Raw genomic sequence first — 18,852 nt, 5'->3', positions numbered from 1 at the left:
CCCGTATGGACTCCGTCCGGGTCAGACCGCTGTGCTCCGACGACCTCCCCTCCGCCGAACGCGCCTCGGCCACCACCTTCCTCGAGGCCGACTGCCGCAGCAGGAGAGTCGGCGAACCCGAGCCCCGGCCCCGCCCGGCCGCCGCCTCCCGGCAGTGGATCGACCGGATGCGCCACTTCCTCATCGAGGATCCCGGCGGCTGTTGGGTCGCCGTGGACGAATCCGAAGGCGACGACGGTGTCATCGGCTTCGCCATCTCCCAGAACCGCGGCCCGTTCTGGTTCCTCGCCACCTACGGTGTGCTCCCCGGCCGCCAGGCCAAGGGCATCGGCCGACGCCTCATGGACGCCGCCCTGGCCCATGCCGACGGCCGCCAGGGAATGTTCTCCTCCACCGTCCACCCCGGGGCGACCCGGCGCTATCGCCTCGCCGGGTTCTCGCTCCATCCCCAGATGCGCATGGTCGGCACCGTCGACCGCGCCACCCTCCCCGCCATCACCGGCGTCCGTGAGGGACGGGACGACGACATCGACTGGATGAACCACCTCGACCGGCGCCTGCGCGGCGCCGGCCACGGCCCCGACCACACCTATATGCGGGGCACCCTGCGGCTCGTCGTCTCCCGCGCCTACGGCAGGCCGGGCTATGTCTACATCGACGACCAGGGCCGCGCCGCCCTCCTCGCCGCCGCCCAGCCGGCCACCGCCCAGGATCTGCTGTGGGAGGCCCTGGCCACCTCCAGCGGCGACACCCTCGTCAACTGCATCACCCCGGCCAACGAATGGGCGGTCGACGTCGGCCTGGCCGCCCGTCTCGACATCGGCCAGGAGGGCTATCTGGCCCTCCGTGCCATGCCGCCTCCGGCGCCCTACCTGGCCAGCGGCCACTTCCTCTGACGTCACGCCACGTCACGCCACGTCACGCCACGCGCCCAGCGTGCGCGGGCAGTTGATGGCTGTGCACGCGCGCCGCGCACGGGGTGGGAGGTGCGCTGGGGGAGGGGGTGGGTGCTGCGCCGTATGGGGTAATTCGGGGGCGTATCCATGGTGTTGGTGACGTGTCGCGCGCCTACTGGTGCTACAGACCGGTGGGTTTCACATCTGCCGGGGGACGGCGAGGCGCGCATCCAGCCTCGAACGCCGTAAGCGCGCACCCCCAACCCCTGATGCGCCGCCACGCGTCGCGGTCACGGCCCCGCGTGGCGAGTAACGGCCCACCACTCCACCCCACTTGGAGGGCCATCATGGCTTCACCCACGATCACCCTGGTCACGGCGGCACCGAACCCCGCCGTGTCCGGGCAGTCGGTCACGCTCACCGCCACCGTGATACCGGTCGGCGCCGGAACGCCCACGGGTACCGTCACCTTCGTGGTCAGCGGCGGTCCCACCCTGAACGGGACGCTGTCCGGCGGGACCGCCTCGGTCACCGCGAGCGGTCTGGGCGTCGGCACCCACATCGTCACCGCCACCTACAACGGCGACGCCAACTTCACCCCGTCCACCGGCACCACGGCCGTCGTCGTGATCCAGGCGTCGACGACGACCTCGGTGGTGTCGGCGCCGGATCCGTCGACGCTGGGGCAGCCGGTGACGTTCACCGCCACGGTCACGCCGGTCGCGCCCGGTGCGGGCGTCCCGACCGGCACGGTCACCTTCGTCATCAGCGGCAGCGGGGGCGGTACGTTCACCCAGCCGCTGTCGGGAGGCATGGCCACGCTCACTCTCGGCACCCTCGGCGTCGGCAGCCACACCGTGGTCGCCATCTACGGCGGCGACGCCGACTTCCTGCCGTCCACCGGCACCGACACCCACACCGTGACCCCCGGGCCCGCGGCCACGACCACGACGCTGATGTCCTCGGTGAACCCGTCCGCGTTCGGGCAGCCGGTGACGTTCACCGCCACGGTCACGCCGAACCCGCCGGCCACCGGGGTCCCGACCGGCACGGTCACCTTCGTGATCAGCGGCAGCGGGGGCGGTTCGTTCACCCAGCCCCTGTCGGGCGGCACGGCGACGTTCACCACCGGCGGCCTGGGCACGGGCTCGCACACCGTGACGGCCAACTACGGCGGTGACGCGAACTTCGCCGCGTCGTCGTCGGCCGCGCTCACGCAGGTGGTGAACCCGGCGGTGTCGAGGACCTCGATCAGCTCCAACCCCAACCCGGCCGCGGAGGGCGCGGAGATCGACTTCGTCGCCTTCGTGGAAGCCATCCCGCCCGGTGACGGCACCCCGACGGGCACGGTCACCTTCACCCTCACCGATGGTTCGACCACCATCACCACCGAGCAGACCGTGGACGCCTTCGGATTCGCCTTCCTCACCGTGGGACTGACGGAAGGCGAATGGGACGTCAGCGCGGTCTACTCGGGCGACGCCAACTTCGGAGCCTCGGGCGTCTCCGAGTACACACAGGTCGTCACCGGCGCCTAGGCCACGATCACAGCCACGATCACGGCCACGGCCTGATCGCACAGCACTGGGCCCCGCCACTGCCCGAGAGGGGCGGTGGCGGGGCCCAGCCATGCGCGGCGCCGAGGGACATCCCGACGCATAGATGCCCTCTATGCGGGTAAATGCGAAGTGTGTCCGGCAAGACGCCGCGATGGGGCACGCTCCTGCTGGCCGTCCTCGTCGCTCTGACGGCGGTGTTGCTCACCGCCGGGGGCGCCCATGCCGAAACGGATGTGAACAAGATCGGCAAGGCGCTGCGCAGCAGTCCCGTGTACGTCGACCCCGGCGCCTCCGACGCCCTGAGCGCCGGACAGGCCCGTGCCCTGGTGGCACACATCCGCAAGGCGGATGTGCCGGTCTACGTGGCCGTTCTGCCGGACAGCCCCGCGTACGGCGGTGAGCGCGTCTTCGGGCGGCTGCGCGCCGCCGTCGACCGCCCCGGCGTCTACGCGGTGGCACTCGGCTCCTCCTTCGGGGCGGCCTCCGACACCTCGGTGCTGCCCGGACGCACCTCGCAGGCGCTGGCGGAGCGGAACCTGCGGCAGCACCCGCACGACCTCGCCGCGGTCCTGAACGGCTTCGTGACCGACACGGCCACCGCGATCCACGACCGGACCGGCCAGGGGAGCGGCGGCGACCAGGGCGCGCGGGGCTCCACCCTGTCGGTGGGGGACGCGGTGGCGGTGCTGATCGTCCTGGCCGTCGTCGGCGGAAGCGGCCTGTACATGCTGCGGCGCACCCGCAAGCAGCGCCGCGAGCGCGAACGGGCCGAGCTGGAGCAGGTGCGCGGCGCGGTCGAGGAGGACATCACCGCGTACGGCGAGAAGCTCAGCGGGACCCGCTTCGACCCCGCCGACCCGGCGTCCACCCCCGAGATGGCGGACGACTACGGCCGCGCCCTGGACGCCTACGAGGAGGCGAAGGCCAGGTCCGCCGCCGCCCGGCGGCCCGAGGACGTACGGCCGGTGACCGAGGCGCTGGAGGAGGGCCGCTTCGCGCTGGCGGTGCTCGAAGCCCGCCGCGAGGGCGGCGCGCTGCCCCAGCGGCGTCCTCCGTGCTTCTTCGACCCGCGCCACGGCCCCTCGGTCCGGGACGTTCCGTGGGCGCCCCCGGGCGGCACCCAGCGCTCCGTACCCGCCTGCGCCGCCGACGCCACCCGCATCGACGACGGCCGCTACCCGGACGCCCGCACCGTCCCGGTCGGCGGCGACCGGCGCCGTCCGTACTGGGACGCGGGTCCGGCCTACGGGCCCTGGGCGAGCGGCTACTTCGGCGGCTACGGCTCGATGCTGCTGCCCGGACTGCTGGTCGGCACGCTGCTGGGCGGGTCCCTCGGCCCCGACTACGGGACCGGTGGGTTCGACGGTGGCTTCGGCGACGGCGGGGACGGCGGCGACTCCGGCGGTGGCTTCGACGACGGCGGTTTCGGCGGCGGCTTCGGCGACGGCGGCGGCTTCGGCGACGGCGGTGGCTTCGGAGGCGGCTTCGGCGACGGCTGACCCCCGGGCCCCGCACTCCCGGGCCCCGCACTCCCGGGCCCCCGCACTCCCGGGCCCCCGCACCCCCGGGCCCCGCACCCCCGAGCCCCGCACCCCCGCGCCCTCGTGTGCACACGGCACACGCATGTGCGCGATGCGTACGCGGTGCTCTGACCGTGGGGAACGCGCGCCGCACGGGGCGGATGGTGTGCGCGAGGAGGGCCGGCGAGCGCTGCGCTATATGGGGTAATTCGGCGTCATATCTATGGCGTTGGTGGCGAGCCACGCGCCTACTGGTGCTACAGACCGGTGGGTTCCACATCTGCCGGGGGACGGTGAAGCGGGTATGTACCCGCGTCGATCGCCGTACGTGCGCACCCCCTAGCCTCCGATACGCCGCCACGCCCGGCTTATGGCAACGCGTGGCGAGTAACGGCCCACCACCCCACGCCATTTGGAGGGCCTGTCATGGCTTCACCCACGATCACCCTGGTCACGGTGGTTCCGACCCCGGCGGTGTCCGGCCAGTCGGTCACGCTCACCGCCACCGTGATACCGCTCGGTACCGGCACCCCCACCGGCACCGTCACGTTCGTCGTCACCGGTGGCCCCACCCTCACGGGGACGCTGTCGGGCGGCACGACCTCGGTCACCGTCCCGGCGGGGCTGAGCGTCGGAGTCCACCCCGTCACCGCCACCTACAGCGGTGACGTCAACTTCACCGCCTCCACCGGCACCAATGTCATCGTCGTCATCCAGGCGTCGACGACGACCTCGGTGGTGTCGGCGCCGGATCCGTCGACGCTGGGGCAGCCGGTGACGTTCACCGCCACGGTGACGCCGGTCGCGCCCGGTGCGGGCGTCCCGACCGGCACGGTCACCTTCATCATCAGCGGCTCCGGGGGCGGTACGTTCGTCCAGCCGCTGGTGGGGGGCGTGGCGACGCTCACCCTCAGCACCCTCGGCGTCGGCAGCCACACCGTGGTCGCCACGTACAGCGGCGACGCCAACTTCCTGCCGTCCGTCGGCACCGACACGCAGACCGTGAATCCCACGCCGGCCGCGACGACGACCACGGTGACGTCCTCGGTGAACCCGTCCGTGTTCGGGCAGCCCGTGACGTTCACCGTCACGGTGACCCCGAACCCGCCCGCGAGCGGGACCCCGACCGGTACGGTCACCATCATGGTCAGCGGCACCGGGGGCGGTACGGTCGTCAAGGCGCTGATGGGCGGCACGGCGTCGCACACCTTCACCAACCTGGGCACCGGCGCGCACACCGTGACGGCCACCTACAGCGGTGACGCCAACTTCGCCGCATCGTCCGGGGCACTGCCCACGCAGGCGGTGAACAAGGCGTTGACGACCACTACGGCCAGCTCCAACCCCAACCCCTCCACGGTGGGGCAGGACGTCACCTACGTCGCCTTCGTGCAGCCCGTGCCCCCCGGGGCGGGCGCCCCTACCGGAACGGTCACCTTCACCGTCACCGACGGGACGAACACCGTCACCGGCAGCGGCAGCGTGAACGCCTCCGGGTTCGCCTTCTTCACCGACACCTCCGCCAGCCTGCCCGCGGGCGGCTACACCATCACCGCGGTCTACCCCGGTGACGCCAACTTCAGCGGGTCGACCGGAACCAACAACCAGACCATCGTCTGACCGAACAGCACTGAGCCCCGCCGCCGCCCGAGGGGCGGTGGCGGGGCTCAGCCACGCTCAGACGTCGGCTCACACGTCGAAGTAGAGCTCGAACTCGTGCGGGTGCGGACGCAGCTGCAGCGGGGCGATCTCGTTGGTGCGCTTGTAGTCGATCCAGGTCTCGATCAGGTCGGAGGTGAAGACACCGCCCTGGAGAAGGAACTCGTGGTCGGCCTCGAGGGAGTCGAGGACGGCCGGGAGGGAGGTCGGGACCTGCGGGACGCCCGCGTGCTCCTCGGGGGCGAGCTCGTAGAGGTCCTTGTCGATCGGCTCGGCCGGCTCGATCTTGTTCTTGATGCCGTCCAGACCCGCGAGGAGCAGGGCGGAGAAGGCCAGGTACGGGTTGCCGGAGGAGTCCGGGGCGCGGAACTCGACGCGCTTGGCCTTCGGGTTGGAGCCGGTGATCGGGATACGCATCGCGGCGGAGCGGTTACGCTGCGAGTACACCAGGTTGACCGGCGCCTCGAAGCCCGGGACCAGCCGGTGGTAGGAGTTCACCGTCGGGTTGGTGAAGGCCAGCAGCGACGGGGCGTGCTTGAGGATGCCGCCGATGTAGTAGCGGGCGGTGTCCGACAGGCCCGCGTAGCCCTGCTCGTCGTAGAAGAGCGGGGAGCCGCCCTGCCACAGCGACTGGTGGACGTGCATCCCCGAGCCGTTGTCGCCGAAGATCGGCTTCGGCATGAAGGTCGCGGTCTTGCCGTTCTGCCACGCCACGTTCTTGACGATGTACTTGAACAGCATCAGGTCGTCGGCCGCGGCCAGCAGCGTGTTGAACTTGTAGTTGATCTCGGCCTGGCCGGCGGTGCCCACCTCGTGGTGCTGGCGCTCGACCTGGAGGCCGGACTTGTTCAGCTCGAGGCTGATCTCGGCGCGCAGGTCGGCGAAGTGGTCGACCGGCGGGGTCGGGAAGTAGCCGCCCTTGTAGCGGACCTTGTAGCCACGGTTGTCCTGAAGCGCACCGGTGTTCCAGGCGCCCGCCTCGGAGTCGATGTGGTAGAAGGCCTCGTTCGCCTTGGTCTCGAAGCGGACGCTGTCGAAGACGTAGAACTCCGCCTCCGGACCGAAGTACGCGGTGTCCGCGATGCCGGTGGAGGCGAGGTACGCCTCGGCCTTACGGGCGATGTTCCGCGGGTCACGGCTGTACTGCTCGCCCGTGATCGGGTCGTGGATGAAGAAGTTGATGTTGAGGGTCTTGTCCCGGCGGAACGGGTCGACACGCGCCGTGGAGAGGTCGGCACGCAGGGCCATGTCCGACTCGTGGATCGCCTGGAAGCCCCGGATCGACGAGCCGTCGAAGGCCAGCTCCTCGTTCGGGTCGAACGCCTCCGCCGGTACGGTGAAGTGCTGCATGACGCCGGGAAGGTCACAGAAGCGGACGTCGACGAACTTCACGTCCTCGTCCGAGATGAACTTCCGAGCGTCGTCGGCGTTCTGGAACATCCAACTCCTCCTAGCCCGGCCGCGGTGGGACGGGGATATGTCCGGTGGCGCGATTCCATGTGCGGTGGCGCGCTCCCGCCGACCATAAGCAGACGGGATTTCCCGGGCATGACCCATTTGTTTCACCCAGGTTAACCGGCTCGAGGGTGGCTGCGGGAACCTTATGGCCTCGGAAAAGGCGCCATACGGGGGCGCGGGAACCGCTGGGAAGGGGTCCGGCCGGGGGAACGTATGCGGTCGCAGTAACGTAGACGAGTGGACAAGAGGCAAGCAATCGGATCGTGGCTTTCCGGGCCCCGCGCGGCCGCCGAGGAGATGGGCGTCGACTTCGGCTACCGGGGCCAGGGCCTCGGTCTTCCCGAGAGCGGACCGGGCTCCATCGCGCCGCTGGGACGCCGTTTCGGGGCGGTTTTCATCGACTGGGGCCTGTGCCTGCTCGTCTCCTACGCGCTGCTGTCCGGCCGTAACGCCCAGGTCGCCGGGAACTGGGCGCTGCTGGTCTTCCTGGTGCTGAGCCTGGTCACCGTGGGCACCGTCGGCGCCACCCCCGGCAAGCTGCTGCTGAAGCTGCGGGTCGTCGGCGAGGGCGGGGCGCGGCTGAGCCTGCCGCGGGCCGTGCTGCGCAGTGTGCTGCTGGTGCTGGTCATCCCGGCGGTGGTCTGGGACCGGGACACCCGCGGGCTGCACGACCGGCTCTCCCGCGCGGTGCAGATCAGGGTCTGAGGCGCGCGCGGTGCAGATCAGGGTCTGAGCCCGCGGATGCAGATCAGGGTCTGAGCGCGCGGATTGCGTACAACTGCGTTACACACGAAACGGCGGCCCCGGAGTCTCTCTCCGCGGCCGCCGTCCTGTATCCGTTTCGGTGAGGGAGGCGCTCAGCGCCCCTTCGGCATCCGCATCCCCTTGGGCATCGGGCCCTTTGGAATCGGCATGTTGCTCATCAGGTCGCCCAGCGCGCGCAGCCGGTCGTTCACCACCGTGACCTGCGCGCCCGGCAGCACCCGCGGGAGCTTCAGCAGCGTGGTGCGGAGCTTCTTGATCTCGACCTGGCCCTCGCCGGAGCCGACGATCACGTCGTGGACCGGGACCTCCGCGACGATGCGCGCCATCTTCTTCTTCTCGGCGGCCAGCATGCCCTTGAGCCGGTTCGGGTTGCCCTCGGCGACCAGCACGACGCCCGCCTTGCCCACCGCGCGGTGGATGACGTCCTGGTTGCGGTTCATCGCCACCGCGGGGGTCACCGACCAGCCGCGGCCCACGTTCTCCAGCACCGCCGCCGCCGCGCCCGGCTGGCCCTCCATCTGTCCGAAGGCGGCCCGCTCGGCACGGCGGCCGAAAATGATCGCCATCGCGAGGAAGGCCAGGACGAAGCCCAGGATGCCCAGGAAGATCGGGTGGCCGATCCAGAAGCCGATCGCGAGAAGGACACCGAAGGTGACAATCCCCACGCCGGCGACGACAAGTGTGACCTTCGGGTCGACCCGTTTGGTCATCTTGTAGGTCAGGGCGATCTGCTTCAGCCGCCCGGGGTTCTCGGATGTTTCCTTCCTCGCCATACAGCGAAGTTTACGTGGCCTGGGAAGCCCCGGTGGACACGGCCTCCAGCACGTGTTCGGCCTCGTCCCGGTCCTTGGCCCGGCGCCGGTCCTCGAGCACGGCCGTCCAGGCGTTGCGGCGGGCGGTGCGCTGCCCGCCGCGCAACAGCAGGCCTTCCAGGGCGAGGAGCGCGTCGGTGACGGACGGGCGTACGGGCGCAGCCGGCATGGATACCCCTCGGAAGCGGCGGATGATTGCTACGCACTACGTATAAGCAGTGGGTGGCTCAATCGTTACCCAATGGTGTTACCAGTGCGTGACTGGCCGGTCAAACACCGATGAAGCCCTGCTGTGGCCCGTATTCCACCCTTGACCTGCGGCTTTCGCGGAGCCCTCGAATCTGTGTGTGCTCGCAATCACACAGCGTGTTGCTCACACGGCCGACCGCCGACGGAACGTGATGGCGGAGCGGCGACGGAGAGTCAGACAGCCTGAGAAGTCACCGCGACATTGCGCCGCTCGATGGCCTGCTGGTACAGACGGCCGGCGCGGTACGAGGAGCGGACCAGCGGGCCGGACATGACACCGGCGTAACCGATCTCCTCCGCCTCCTCCTTGAGCTCCACGAACTCCTGGGGCTTCACCCAGCGCTCCACGGGGTGGTGCCGCGGGGACGGCCGCAGGTACTGGGTGATGGTGATCAGCTCGCAGCCCGCGTCATGGAGGTCCTGGAGCGCCTGGCTGATCTCCTCGCGCTCCTCGCCCATGCCCAGGATCAGGTTGGACTTGGTGACCAGACCGGCCTCGCGCGCCTTGGTGATCACCTCGAGCGAGCGCTCGTAACGGAAGCCGGGGCGGATGCGCTTGAAGATCCGCGGGACCGTCTCGACGTTGTGCGCGAGCACCTCGGGACGGGCCGAGAAGACCTCGGCGAGCTGCTCGGGGACCGCGTTGAAGTCCGGGATCAGCAGCTCCACGCCGGTGTCCGGCATCAGGGAGTGGATCTGGCGCACGGTCTCCGCGTAGAGCCAGGCGCCGCCGTCCTCCAGATCGTCACGGGCCACACCGGTGATGGTCGCGTACTTCAGCTCCATGGTGCGTACGGATTCGGCCACCCGGCGCGGTTCGTCGCGGTCCAGCGCCTGCGGCTTGCCGGTGTCGATCTGGCAGAAGTCGCAGCGCCGGGTGCACTGGTCGCCGCCGATGAGGAAGGTGGCCTCGCGGTCCTCCCAGCACTCATAGATGTTCGGACAGCCCGCCTCCTGGCACACGGTGTGCAGGCCCTCCCGCTTCACCAGGCCGTGCAGCTCGGTGTACTCGGGGCCCATCTTCGCCCGGGTCTTGATCCACTCGGGCTTGCGCTCGATGGGGGTCTGGCTGTTCCGGACCTCCAGGCGCAGCATCTTGCGTCCGTCGGGTGCGACTGCGGACACGTCCGGCACTCCTCTTTGCTCGACTCTGCTTGGCGGCTCGGCGTGGCGAGTTTGCCGGCGGGCTTTCGAATCGTCGGCGGTCACCAGGGTACGCCCGTGGTTCGTACGGTTTTACGTCCAGGGCAACCGAACGCTGCGAGGACGCATTCCCGCAAGGGCCGTCCCGGAACGGTCGGAACGGCCCGGGAGGGTCAGACCGCTCGCGGCAGCGGGACGGAGGCCTCCAGAACGTCCCGCAGATGCCGCTCGACCACCGGCAGCACCTCGGCGATCGGCACATCCCGGCCCAGCTCCTCCGAGAGCGAGGTCACACCCGCGTCCCGGATGCCGCACGGCACGATCCGGTCGAACCAGGTGTTGTCCGGATTGCAGTTGAGCGAGAAGCCGTGCATCGTCACGCCCTTGGCGATCCGCACCCCGATGGCGGCCAGCTTGCGGTCCTCGCGGCGCTGCCCGGCGTTGGACGGGGCGTACTCCGGCCCGTTCAGCCGTGCGTCGAACTCCTCGTCCTCCAGCCGCGGGTCGAAGTCCAGCTTCAGCCCGCCGAGCGCGGGGCGCTGGTCCACCGGGTCGCCCAGCACCCACACCCCGCTGCGGCCCTCGATCCGGGTGGTCGCCAGACCGAACTCCGCACAGGTGCGCAACAGCGCGTCCTCCAGGCGGCGGACATGCGCGATGACGTCCACCGGGCGCGGCAGCTTGAGGATCGGATAGCCGACCAGCTGGCCGGGGCCATGCCAGGTGATCTTGCCGCCGCGGTCCACGTCCACCACCGGGGTGCCGTCCAGCGGGCGCTCACTGTCGGCCGTGCGCCGCCCCGCCGTGTAGACCGGGGGGTGCTCCAGCAGCAGGCAGGTGTCGGGGATCTCGTCCGCGAAGCGGGCCGCGTGCACCCGGCGCTGCTCCTGCCACGCCTCCTCGTAGTCCACGGCGTCCGAGCCGAAGCCCAGGTGGACGTAAGCCAGCGCCGGTGAACCGGGGGCCGACCCCGGGGAAGACGTGGTCACGGCGGTCACGGCAAGCTCCTTCTCGACCCGCGTCGGATGGGGAGGCGGAGCCTCGCGGCGGCGCCCCCGCCACTGTACGACCGTGTCCCCTTACGTCCGCACCCGGCTCGTTCTCACACGATCGGATGAATGCCGCCGGACGGCCGCGATCAGCCCTCGAGCGGCGGTTACATTCGCGCCGTTCCACAGAGCGATCAGGGAGACCGGCAGGCTGATGACGGAACGACCCCCGCAGCGCATTCCCAATCGTCAGCTCGCCGCGCTCATCGCCGAGGCGGGCTTCTCCAACGCCGGGCTCGCCCGGCGGGTGGACCAGCTCGGACTGGAGCACGGCCTGGACCTGCGGTACGACAAGACATCGGTGACACGGTGGCTGCGCGGACAGCAGCCGCGCGGCACCACCCCGGCGCTGATCGCCGAGGTGTTCACCCGGCGGCTGGGACGCCGGCTGACCGCCCAGGACCTGGGCCTGGACGCATGTGCCCCCGTCTACGCGGGGCTGGAGTTCGCCGCCACCCCGCAGGAGGCGGTGGACATCGTCAGCGGGCTGTGGCGCAAGGACTCCGGGAGCCATGCGGAGCTGCGGAAGATCGCGTTCACCCCGGCGGGTCTTGTCGTCCCCAGCCGCGACTGGCTGATCGGACGGCCCGACGACCGGGTGGCGCGCGGCGATCCACCGCCGGGGGCCGCTCCGGCGGGGGCGGCGGTCGGAGCCGGGGCCGGGCCGGGGGCCGGTGCCGCCGGGGCGGCCGGAGCCGGGACCGGGCGGCTGCCCGCGCAGGGCGGCCGGGCGGGCGGCCCGCTGGGCGGCCCTGCGGGGGCGGCAGTGGGGCGCGCGGTCGGTCAGGGCGCCCCTGGCGCTCACGGTGCCCAGGGATCTCACGGCACCCATGGCACCCATGGCCCGCACGGTGCCCACGGCTCGCACGGCGCCCATGGCCCTCAGGGCCGGGCGCCGCTGCCCCGCCAGCGGCGCCACGACCGCGACCGGCGCGGTCCGGGCTACCGGGTGACCAGCGGCGACATCGCGGCACTGCGCTCGGTCGGGGAGCTGTTCGCGACCCTGGACCAGACGTACGGCGGCGGCCACGCCCGGCAGGCCCTGGTGCGCTATCTCGAGCACGAGGGCGAGCCGATGCTGCGCGGCTCGTACAACGAGGCGACAGGGCGGCGGCTGTTCGGCGCGATCGCCGATCTGACCCGGCTGGCCGGATGGACCTCGTTCGACATCGCCGCCCACGGCCTGGCGCAGCGCTACTTCGTGCAGGCGCTGCGGCTGGCGCAGGCGGCCGGGGACCGCACATACGGCAGCTATGTGCTGGTCACGATGAGCCGCCAGGCCGTCTATCTCGGCCATGGGCGGGAAGCCGTGCAACTGGCCCGGGTGGCCCAGCAGGGGGTCGGCGGCGGCGCCCCGCCGGTGCTGCAGTCGCTGCTGCACGCGATCGAGGCGCGTGGCCACGGCGTGCTGGGCGAGGTGCGTGCGTGCACCGCCTCGCTCGCCCGCGCCGAGCGGTCGCTGGAGGCGGCCCGGCCGGGGGACGAGGTGCCGTACTGGGCGCGGCTGTTCGACGAGGCGCAGCTGGCCGACGAATTCGGCCACTGCCACCGCGATCTGCAGCAGTACCGCGCCGCCGCCCAGCACGCGGAGCGCTCCCTCCAGCTCCACGGCGCCGGTTTCGCGCGCAGCCGGCTGTTCTGCCGGGTGGTGCTGGCGACGGCGCGGCTGGGCCTCGGCGAGCTGGAGCAGGCGTGCCAGCTGGGCGCGGAGGCGGCGCAGCAGGCGTCGGAGATGCGGTCGGTGCGGGCGGCGGAGTACGTACGCGACTTCGAGCGCCGCCTGGAGCCGTACCGCGACGCGGCACCGGTGCGGGGCTACCGGGAGCGGGTGGCGGCGCTGGGGTAGGGGCGGCCGGGATACGGCGGCCGGGGTGGGGACCTGCCGCCGCTCAGGCGTCCAGCACGACGCCGAAGGTGCGCTCCAGGCCGGTGCGGCCGGCATCGGTCAGGTTGATCACGCGGCGGCGGCTGCCACGGCGGATCCAGTCCAGCGCGAAGAGCCGGTCCGTCAGGGCGGCTCCCAGCGCCCCGGCGAGGTGGTGGCGCTGCTCGGTCCAGTCCACGCAGTAGCGGATCAGCTGGCGGCGCCCGGCGAGCTCGTCCGCGTCCACGCCGAACGCCGCCAGCTCCGCGCGCCCCGGGGCCGTCAGCCGGTACGTGGTGTCCTTGCCCGGGGCGGAGAGCCGGTCGCCCTCCGCCGTCTCGGGGTGGAAGCACCCGTCGCCGCCCTCCAGCACCCCGCGCTCCAGCAGCGACGTCATCAGGGCCACGCCGAGGGCGCCCGCGACATGGTCGTAGCAGGTGCGCGCCCGGCGCAGGGCGTGGGCGTGGGTGCTCTGCCGCAACGAGGTGACGGGCAGCGGCGGGGCGATCCTGGCCAGCGCCTCGAGCGCCTCACCGACGGCGGGACCGGTCAGCCGGTAGTACCGATGCCGCCCATGCCGCTCGACCCGCACCACCCCGGCCTCCAGCAACTTGGCCAGATGCCCACTCACCGTGGACGCGCTGACCCCGGCCTCACCGGCCAGCACACTGGCGGGCAGCGCACGCCCCTCCAGCAGCGCCCGCAGGACGCGGGCACGGGACGGGTCGGCGATCGCGGCGGCCGCGCGAGCGATGTCGGCGTCACGGGCATCCGTGGTGGTGGCCATGGCTCCAGCGTAGGACGGGGTCGTTTCGGCCAGGGCCGAAGTGTGGCGGGGTGGCCCGTGCGTCCTCGGCGGCGCGGGCCGCGGCGTGGCGTTCGGCCCGCGCGCTTTGCGCTGTGCGCGTCGGGTCGGGCCGCGGGCTCCGAGACGCCCGGGGCCGGGCAGGCCGGGCAGGTCGGGCAGGCCGGGGGCAGGGGGCGCGTCCTGGGCACACCACGATTCGGTCCGTACCGAAGGGATCAGGAGTGAGGCTGGAGGCATGAGGACGTACCGCTCCACACACCGGCCTCCGCGATCCTCGGACCCGCCCGTGGCGGGTGCCGTGCGGAAGGGCCCGCTGCTTGCCATCTGCCTCGGCTACTTCCTGGTCATCCTCGATGTCACCGTCGTCAACGTGGCCGTGCCCCGCATCGGGGCCGGGCTGGGGGCCGGGCAGGGGGCGCTGCAGTGGATCGTGGACGGGTACACGCTCGTCTTCGCCGGGCTGTTGCTGCTCTGCGGTGGGCTGGGGGACCGGCTGGGCCATCGGCGGGTGTTCCTCGCCGGGCTCGGGCTGTTCACGGTGGCCTCCGCCGCATGCGCGCTCGCGCCGACCGCCGGCTTTCTGGTCGGCGCGCGGCTGGCGCAGGGGGCCGGGGCGGCGACCATGGTGCCCGCCTCGCTCGCGCTGCTGGGGGCGCTGCATCCCGAACCCGGGGCGCGGGCGCGGGCGTTCGGGGTGTGGGGCGGGATCGCGGGGGTCGCCGCCGCGGCCGGCCCGGTGCTCGGCGGGGTGCTGGTGTGGGGCGTGGGCTGGCGGACCGTGTTCCTCGTCAACATCCCGCTGGGTGCGCTCGCCATCTGGCTCACCGTCCGCCATGTGCCCGCCACGCGCCCGCGCGCGGAGCGTCCGCCGCTGGACCTCGCCGCCCAGCTCACCGGCGTTGTCGCGGTGGCCGCCCTGACGGCCGGGCTGAACGAGGCGGGCGGCCGCGGCTGGACCGATCCGCTGGTGCTCGGCGCGCTGGCGGCGGCGCCGCTCGCGGGGGCGCTGTTCCTGTGGCTGGAGCGGCGCACGGCGGCGCCCGCGCTGCCGCCGCGGCTGCTGACCGGTTTCCGCTTCCCGGCCGCCCTGGCCGTAGGGGTGCTGCTCAACCTCGGCTTCTACGGGCTGCTCTTCCTCACCACCCTCTACTTCCAGCGCCACCGGGGCTGGGACCCGCTCGCCACCGGTCTGGCGCTGCTGCCGATGGGCGCGCTGGTGGCCGCCGCCTCGCCGCTGTCCGGGCGGGTCGCGGCGCGCGTCGGCACCCATGTCCCGGCCGTGGCCGGGCTATTGACCGGGGCCGTAGGGCTGCTCGGCTGGGCGGCGGTGGGCCCGCATACGCCGTATGCGCTGCTGGTCGTACCGCTGCTGCTGACCGGGTTCGGCACCTCGTTCACCATGCCGTCGGCGACGATCGCCGCGATGGAGGCCGCGCCGTACGGGGTGCGCGGCGCGGCGTCGGGCGCGTTCAACGCGGCGCGTCAACTGGGCAGCGCCATCGGCGTGGCCCTGTTCGGAACCCTCGCGGCAGCGTCCGCGAACTCCGCCTTCTACGCGGGGATGCGGCTGTCCGCCGTGATCGCGGCCGGATGCTTCGTGTGCGGCGCGATCCTGGCGGCGCTGTCGGGGCCCGCCGCCCGCACCGTGCCCAACGCCGCAGCTACGGACGCGTCTTGACGCATAGTCGCGCATCGCGCGAGCCCCAACGGCCGTGCTGCCCTGCGGCCGGGCCCCAGGCCGCCACGAAGGCACGACCCGGGCCCGGCACCGGAACTCGCACCGGGCCCGGCTTCTGGCGGGGGGTTGAAGCCGGGCGGGCCGTGCGGGCGTGAGCTGTACCGGAGCCTGAGCCCTCGCGGGCGCGCCGCGGGGCAGGCCGCCGTGGCTCGGGTGCCGGTCTTTCCTGGCCGCGGGCCGTGACCGGGAGCCTGACCTCAGCGGTGAGCCCCGCAGGGCTGGTGCCCCTCGTCAGGCCGCCGCGGCGGGCAGAGTGCCCGAATTCGCGCCGGAGCCCGAGTCGGGTGGGGCGCCGAAGTCGCTGAGGACCGCTCGGGCGGCTCGGCGGCCGGAGGCCAGGGCGCCTTGGACCGTGCTGGAGTCGCGGTGGTCGCCGCAGACGTACAGCCCGGAGAGCAGCCGCACCGGGCGGCGCGGGTCGTGGGGTGCGGGCATGGCCGGGACGGCGTACGGGTCGTGGTGGGCGGCCAGCAGGTCCCAGGCCGCCGTCGGCGTTCCGTACACCGCCGCCAGTTGGGCCCGGACGGCCCGGTCGAGCTCGGCGGTCGGCAGCGCGGCGGAGGCGCCCAGCACCGTGGAGGTGATCAGCACCCGGCCGGGCGGGGTGCGCGAGGGGTCCACCTCGCTGGCCACCATCGTGTGGGCCACCGGGCCCCCGCCGCCCGCGGCGAGTATCAGCGCGGGCTCGCGCAGCGGCGGCCGGTCGGCGGTGTGGTGCACCACCGTGACCGGGTGGAAGGCCGGCACCCGCAGTCCGGGCAGCAGCCCGGCCGCGTCGTGCGCCCCGGTGGCCACCAGCACCGCACGGCAGCCGAACTCGCCGTGTTCGGCGGTGGCCACGGCGGTGGTGGAGGCCGATACGGCCCGGACGCCCGTACGGACCGTCCCCGGCGGCAGCGCGGCCGCGAGCAGTTCGGGGACGGTGGACGCGCCGCCCGCCGGGAGGCAGAGGCGGCCGCGCGCGTAACCGCGCAGCGCGAGGTCCGCGCAGCGGCTGGAGGTGGTGAGGTCCGGGTCGCTCAGCAGTGAGACGAGCAGCGGACGCAGCACCCCCTCGACCGTACGAGCAGGTAGGCCCCGCCCCCCCAGGGTCTCGGAGACCGGCCGGTCGGGGCGGGCGAGCAGGCGGTCCGCGGGCAGGGCGGCGAGCCTGCCGAGCGCGGCACCGAGTCGGGCCTGATCGAGCCCGCTGCCGAGCGGCGCGCGGGCGGCGTTCGCGAGGGCGCGTGCCGTGGTGAATGCGCCCCTCATGCTCCGGGGGGTGTCCACCCGGTACGTACGGCCCTCGCTGTGGACCAGCACCCCCTGGGCGAAGGGGCGCAGGGCGAGGGCGCCGAGCCCCGGAGTGCGCCGCAGCTCCGGGAACGAGGTGTTCATCAGATGGCTGGTGCGGTCCAGCCGGAAGCCGTCCACGGTCTCGGTGGTCATCCGTCCGCCCACGTGGGGCGCGGCCTCGAGCACCGTGACCGCGACTCCCGCGCCGGTCAGCCGATGGGCCGCGGCCAGTCCCGCGAGCCCGGCGCCGACGATGACGACGTCCGTGCGGTGCGCGCGCTTGAGCACGTGTCCTCCCCGAGGTCGGTGAGTCCGTCACGGGGGCTGCTGCCCCGACCGGCGGTCCGGATGCGTGGGTGTCCCGCGAGTCGGCTCGGCGAGACGGTCTTGACAGTACGGACAAAAACGGTCGATGCCAGACGCGCATCGACCGGGCACGGGCGCACACCGGTCGCACACCAGTCGCACACCGTCATCGAATGGTCCGCGGCCGGAGGAGGAGAGAGCGTGAGGGAGAGCGGGAGGGGGCGCGGAGCGCCCAACTCCCTTATCCGAGCGCCGCCTTGATCGCCCCTTCCACATGCGGGCAGGCGAACGTGAAGCCGGTGTCCAGAAGGCGGCGAGGGATGGCCCGGACGCTGCCGAGGACGTCCCCGGACATCTCGCCCAGGGCGATCCGCAGCGCGGGCGCGGGGACCGAGAAGAGCGTGGGGCGGCCCAGCGCCCGGCCCATGGCGGCCGTGATCTCGCGGTTGGTCACCGGCGTCGGCGCGGTGAGGTTGACCGGCCCGCTGAGCTCGGGCGTGTCGAGGATGTGGCGCAGCGCGGCGACGTGGTCCCGCAGCGCGATGAAGCTCCAGTACTGCCGGCCGCTGCCCATCCGCCCGCCGAGCCCCAGCTTGAACAAGGGGAAGAGCTTCCCCCACGCCCCGCCCTCGGCGGAGACCACCAGACCGGTCCGGGCGAAGACCGTACGGACACCCGCCTCCTGCGCCGCGGTCGCCGCCTCCTCCCAGTCCTGGCAGAGATCCGGAAGGAAACCGTGGCCGGGGGGCGCACTCTCGTCGACCGCGCGCTCCCCGGTGTCACCGTAGAACCCCACCGCGCTACCGCTCACCAGCACCCGCGGCGGGGTGTCCAGCGAGGCGATCGCCTCGGCGATGGCGGCGGTGCCCAGCACCCGGCTGTCCCGGATCTCCTTCTTGTACGCGTCGGTCCAGCGCCGGTCGCCGACGCCCGCGCCCGCGAGATGGACCACGGCCTCACAGCCCATCAGCCCGGAGGTGTCCACCCACTGCCGCCGCGGGTCCCACTCCACCTCGTCCTCCGCACGCGGCGAACGCCGCACCAGACGCACCACCTGGTGGCCGTCCTCGCGCAGCGAGCGGACGAGTGCCGTGCCGATGAGCCCGGAGGAACCGGTGACCGCGATACGCATGGCCCCATCCTGCCCTCGATCACGGGAGGGATGTCGGACAACGGGCGGGCGTGGCACAGTGATCCGCATGCCCCAGCCCTACGACCTGCCCCAACCGTCCCAACCGTCCCAGCGGTCCGAGCTGATCATCCGACCCGCCGTGCTCGACGACGACACGGCGCTGGCCGAGCTCGACCGCCGTACCTGGTCGCCCCTGCACGCCGTACAGCCGAAGCCACAGCCGCCGTACGACCCCTTCTTCACGCTCCACAACCGCGTCGAGCAGATCCTCGCGGCCGAGCTCGCCGGGTCTGCCGTCGGCTACCTACGGCTCGTGCCGCCGACCCCGCTGGCCTGCAACGCCCATGTCCGCCAGATACAGGGGCTCGCGGTGGACGAGCGGGTGCGGGGGAAGGGCGTGGCGCGGGCGCTGCTCGGCGCCGCGTACCAGGAGGCACGGCGGCAGGGCGCGACCCGCATGACCCTGCGGGTGCTGGGCCACAACACGCCCGCACGGCGGCTGTACGCGTCGGAGGGGTTCGTGGTGGAGGGCGTGTTGCCGGGGGAGTTCCTGCTGGAGGGGGAGTACGTGGACGATGTGCTGATGGGGCGCCCGCTGGACCGCTGAGGCGCTGCCGAG

16 protein-coding genes are annotated in these 18,852 nt (G+C 72.6%); 8 read left to right on the top strand and 8 right to left on the bottom strand.

Annotated elements, in window-relative coordinates; all coding sequences use genetic code 11:
* Positions 1-5 precede the first annotated feature (5 nt).
* From J2Z30_RS01940 to J2Z30_RS01925, 4 genes are all read left to right on the top strand, one after another.
* Positions 6-896: a GNAT family N-acetyltransferase gene (locus J2Z30_RS01940; RefSeq protein WP_044576691.1), complete on the top strand. Its 891-nt coding sequence runs from the start codon at positions 6-8 to the stop codon at positions 894-896.
* Positions 897-1,243: 347 nt separating this feature from the next.
* The gene (locus tag J2Z30_RS01935) at positions 1,244-2,434 is read left to right on the top strand and encodes an Ig-like domain-containing protein (RefSeq protein WP_044576693.1); all 1,191 of its coding nucleotides are present in this window, start codon (positions 1,244-1,246) and stop codon (positions 2,432-2,434) included.
* Positions 2,435-2,577: 143 nt separating this feature from the next.
* Positions 2,578-3,954: a hypothetical protein gene (locus tag J2Z30_RS01930; protein WP_044576695.1), complete on the top strand. Its 1,377-nt coding sequence runs from the start codon at positions 2,578-2,580 to the stop codon at positions 3,952-3,954.
* Positions 3,955-4,401: 447 nt separating this feature from the next.
* Entirely contained in the window at positions 4,402-5,595 is a 1,194-nt protein-coding gene (locus J2Z30_RS01925; RefSeq protein ID WP_044576696.1) for an Ig-like domain-containing protein, read from the top strand.
* 69 nt (positions 5,596-5,664) lie between these two features.
* Here the strand turns inward: J2Z30_RS01925 and glnA are convergent, their stop codons facing one another.
* Positions 5,665-7,074, bottom strand: coding sequence for a type I glutamate--ammonia ligase (gene glnA / locus J2Z30_RS01920; RefSeq protein ID WP_020871969.1), 1,410 nt, complete (start codon positions 7,072-7,074; stop codon positions 5,665-5,667).
* 255 nt (positions 7,075-7,329) lie between these two features.
* Here glnA and J2Z30_RS01915 point away from each other — a divergent pair, with 255 nt between their 5' ends.
* On the top strand, positions 7,330-7,797 hold the full coding sequence (locus tag J2Z30_RS01915; RefSeq protein WP_078956950.1) for an RDD family protein: 468 nt from the start codon (positions 7,330-7,332) through the stop codon (positions 7,795-7,797).
* Positions 7,798-7,949: 152 nt separating this feature from the next.
* On the opposite strand, the gene J2Z30_RS01910 is transcribed toward J2Z30_RS01915, so the two are convergent.
* The 4 genes from J2Z30_RS01910 to lipB form a co-directional block, all read right to left on the bottom strand.
* Positions 7,950-8,630 carry a DUF4191 domain-containing protein gene (locus J2Z30_RS01910; protein WP_044576701.1) on the bottom strand — a complete coding sequence of 227 codons (681 nt, stop codon included), beginning with the start codon at positions 8,628-8,630 and terminating at the stop codon, positions 7,950-7,952.
* Positions 8,631-8,640: 10 nt separating this feature from the next.
* Positions 8,641-8,838 (bottom strand): SCO2195 family GlnR-regulated protein, encoded by a 198-nt coding sequence (locus tag J2Z30_RS01905; protein ID WP_044576703.1) that lies wholly within the window; start codon positions 8,836-8,838, stop codon positions 8,641-8,643.
* 254 nt (positions 8,839-9,092) lie between these two features.
* Positions 9,093-10,043, bottom strand: a complete 951-nt coding sequence (gene lipA / locus J2Z30_RS01900) for a lipoyl synthase (RefSeq protein WP_044576704.1) — start codon at positions 10,041-10,043, stop codon at positions 9,093-9,095.
* A gap of 191 nt (positions 10,044-10,234) precedes the next feature.
* On the bottom strand, positions 10,235-11,059 hold the full coding sequence (gene lipB / locus J2Z30_RS01895) for a lipoyl(octanoyl) transferase LipB (RefSeq protein WP_209468497.1): 825 nt from the start codon (positions 11,057-11,059) through the stop codon (positions 10,235-10,237).
* A 205-nt stretch (positions 11,060-11,264) separates the two neighbouring features.
* On the opposite strand from lipB, the gene J2Z30_RS01890 reads away from it, so the two are divergent.
* Complete coding sequence (locus tag J2Z30_RS01890) at positions 11,265-12,956, top strand: NsdA family TPR-like regulatory protein (RefSeq protein ID WP_044576706.1); 1,692 nt, start codon at positions 11,265-11,267, stop codon at positions 12,954-12,956.
* A 43-nt stretch (positions 12,957-12,999) separates the two neighbouring features.
* Here J2Z30_RS01890 and J2Z30_RS01885 read toward each other — a convergent pair whose 3' ends face one another.
* A complete protein-coding gene (locus tag J2Z30_RS01885) occupies positions 13,000-13,761 on the bottom strand; it encodes an ArsR/SmtB family transcription factor (RefSeq protein ID WP_044576707.1) in 762 nt (253 codons plus the stop codon).
* 256 nt (positions 13,762-14,017) lie between these two features.
* On the opposite strand from J2Z30_RS01885, the gene J2Z30_RS01880 reads away from it, so the two are divergent.
* Positions 14,018-15,460, top strand: a complete 1,443-nt coding sequence (locus tag J2Z30_RS01880) for an MFS transporter (protein ID WP_078956951.1) — start codon at positions 14,018-14,020, stop codon at positions 15,458-15,460.
* A gap of 291 nt (positions 15,461-15,751) precedes the next feature.
* Here the strand turns inward: J2Z30_RS01880 and J2Z30_RS01875 are convergent, their stop codons facing one another.
* Entirely contained in the window at positions 15,752-17,083 is a 1,332-nt protein-coding gene (locus tag J2Z30_RS01875; protein WP_044576709.1) for an NAD(P)/FAD-dependent oxidoreductase, read from the bottom strand.
* A 259-nt stretch (positions 17,084-17,342) separates the two neighbouring features.
* Positions 17,343-18,233: a TIGR01777 family oxidoreductase gene (locus tag J2Z30_RS01870; RefSeq protein WP_044576711.1), complete on the bottom strand. Its 891-nt coding sequence runs from the start codon at positions 18,231-18,233 to the stop codon at positions 17,343-17,345.
* Positions 18,234-18,300: 67 nt separating this feature from the next.
* Between J2Z30_RS01870 and J2Z30_RS01865 the strand changes: the two genes are divergently transcribed.
* Positions 18,301-18,840 (top strand): GNAT family N-acetyltransferase, encoded by a 540-nt coding sequence (locus tag J2Z30_RS01865; RefSeq protein ID WP_044582065.1) that lies wholly within the window; start codon positions 18,301-18,303, stop codon positions 18,838-18,840.
* The last annotated feature ends 12 nt before the right edge of the window (positions 18,841-18,852 follow it).

Source organism: Streptomyces iranensis (assembly GCF_017874715.1).
Classification (GTDB): Bacteria; Actinomycetota; Actinomycetes; order Streptomycetales; family Streptomycetaceae; genus Streptomyces; species Streptomyces iranensis.
This window is presented reverse-complemented; position numbering and strand designations above follow the sequence as displayed.

Coding starts and splice junctions, on each gene's coding strand:
- J2Z30_RS01940 (WP_044576691.1), top strand. CDS start 6: ATGGACTCCGTCCGGGTCAGACCGCTGTGCTCCGACGACCTCCCCTCC.
- J2Z30_RS01935 (WP_044576693.1), top strand. CDS start 1,244: ATGGCTTCACCCACGATCACCCTGGTCACGGCGGCACCGAACCCCGCC.
- J2Z30_RS01930 (WP_044576695.1), top strand. CDS start 2,578: ATGCGAAGTGTGTCCGGCAAGACGCCGCGATGGGGCACGCTCCTGCTG.
- J2Z30_RS01925 (WP_044576696.1), top strand. CDS start 4,402: ATGGCTTCACCCACGATCACCCTGGTCACGGTGGTTCCGACCCCGGCG.
- glnA (WP_020871969.1), bottom strand. CDS start 7,074: ATGTTCCAGAACGCCGACGACGCTCGGAAGTTCATCTCGGACGAGGAC.
- J2Z30_RS01910 (WP_044576701.1), bottom strand. CDS start 8,630: ATGGCGAGGAAGGAAACATCCGAGAACCCCGGGCGGCTGAAGCAGATC.
- J2Z30_RS01905 (WP_044576703.1), bottom strand. CDS start 8,838: ATGCCGGCTGCGCCCGTACGCCCGTCCGTCACCGACGCGCTCCTCGCC.
- J2Z30_RS01890 (WP_044576706.1), top strand. CDS start 11,265: ATGACGGAACGACCCCCGCAGCGCATTCCCAATCGTCAGCTCGCCGCG.
- J2Z30_RS01885 (WP_044576707.1), bottom strand. CDS start 13,761: ATGGCCACCACCACGGATGCCCGTGACGCCGACATCGCTCGCGCGGCC.
- J2Z30_RS01880 (WP_078956951.1), top strand. CDS start 14,018: ATGAGGACGTACCGCTCCACACACCGGCCTCCGCGATCCTCGGACCCG.
- J2Z30_RS01870 (WP_044576711.1), bottom strand. CDS start 18,233: ATGCGTATCGCGGTCACCGGTTCCTCCGGGCTCATCGGCACGGCACTC.
- J2Z30_RS01865 (WP_044582065.1), top strand. CDS start 18,301: ATGCCCCAGCCCTACGACCTGCCCCAACCGTCCCAACCGTCCCAGCGG.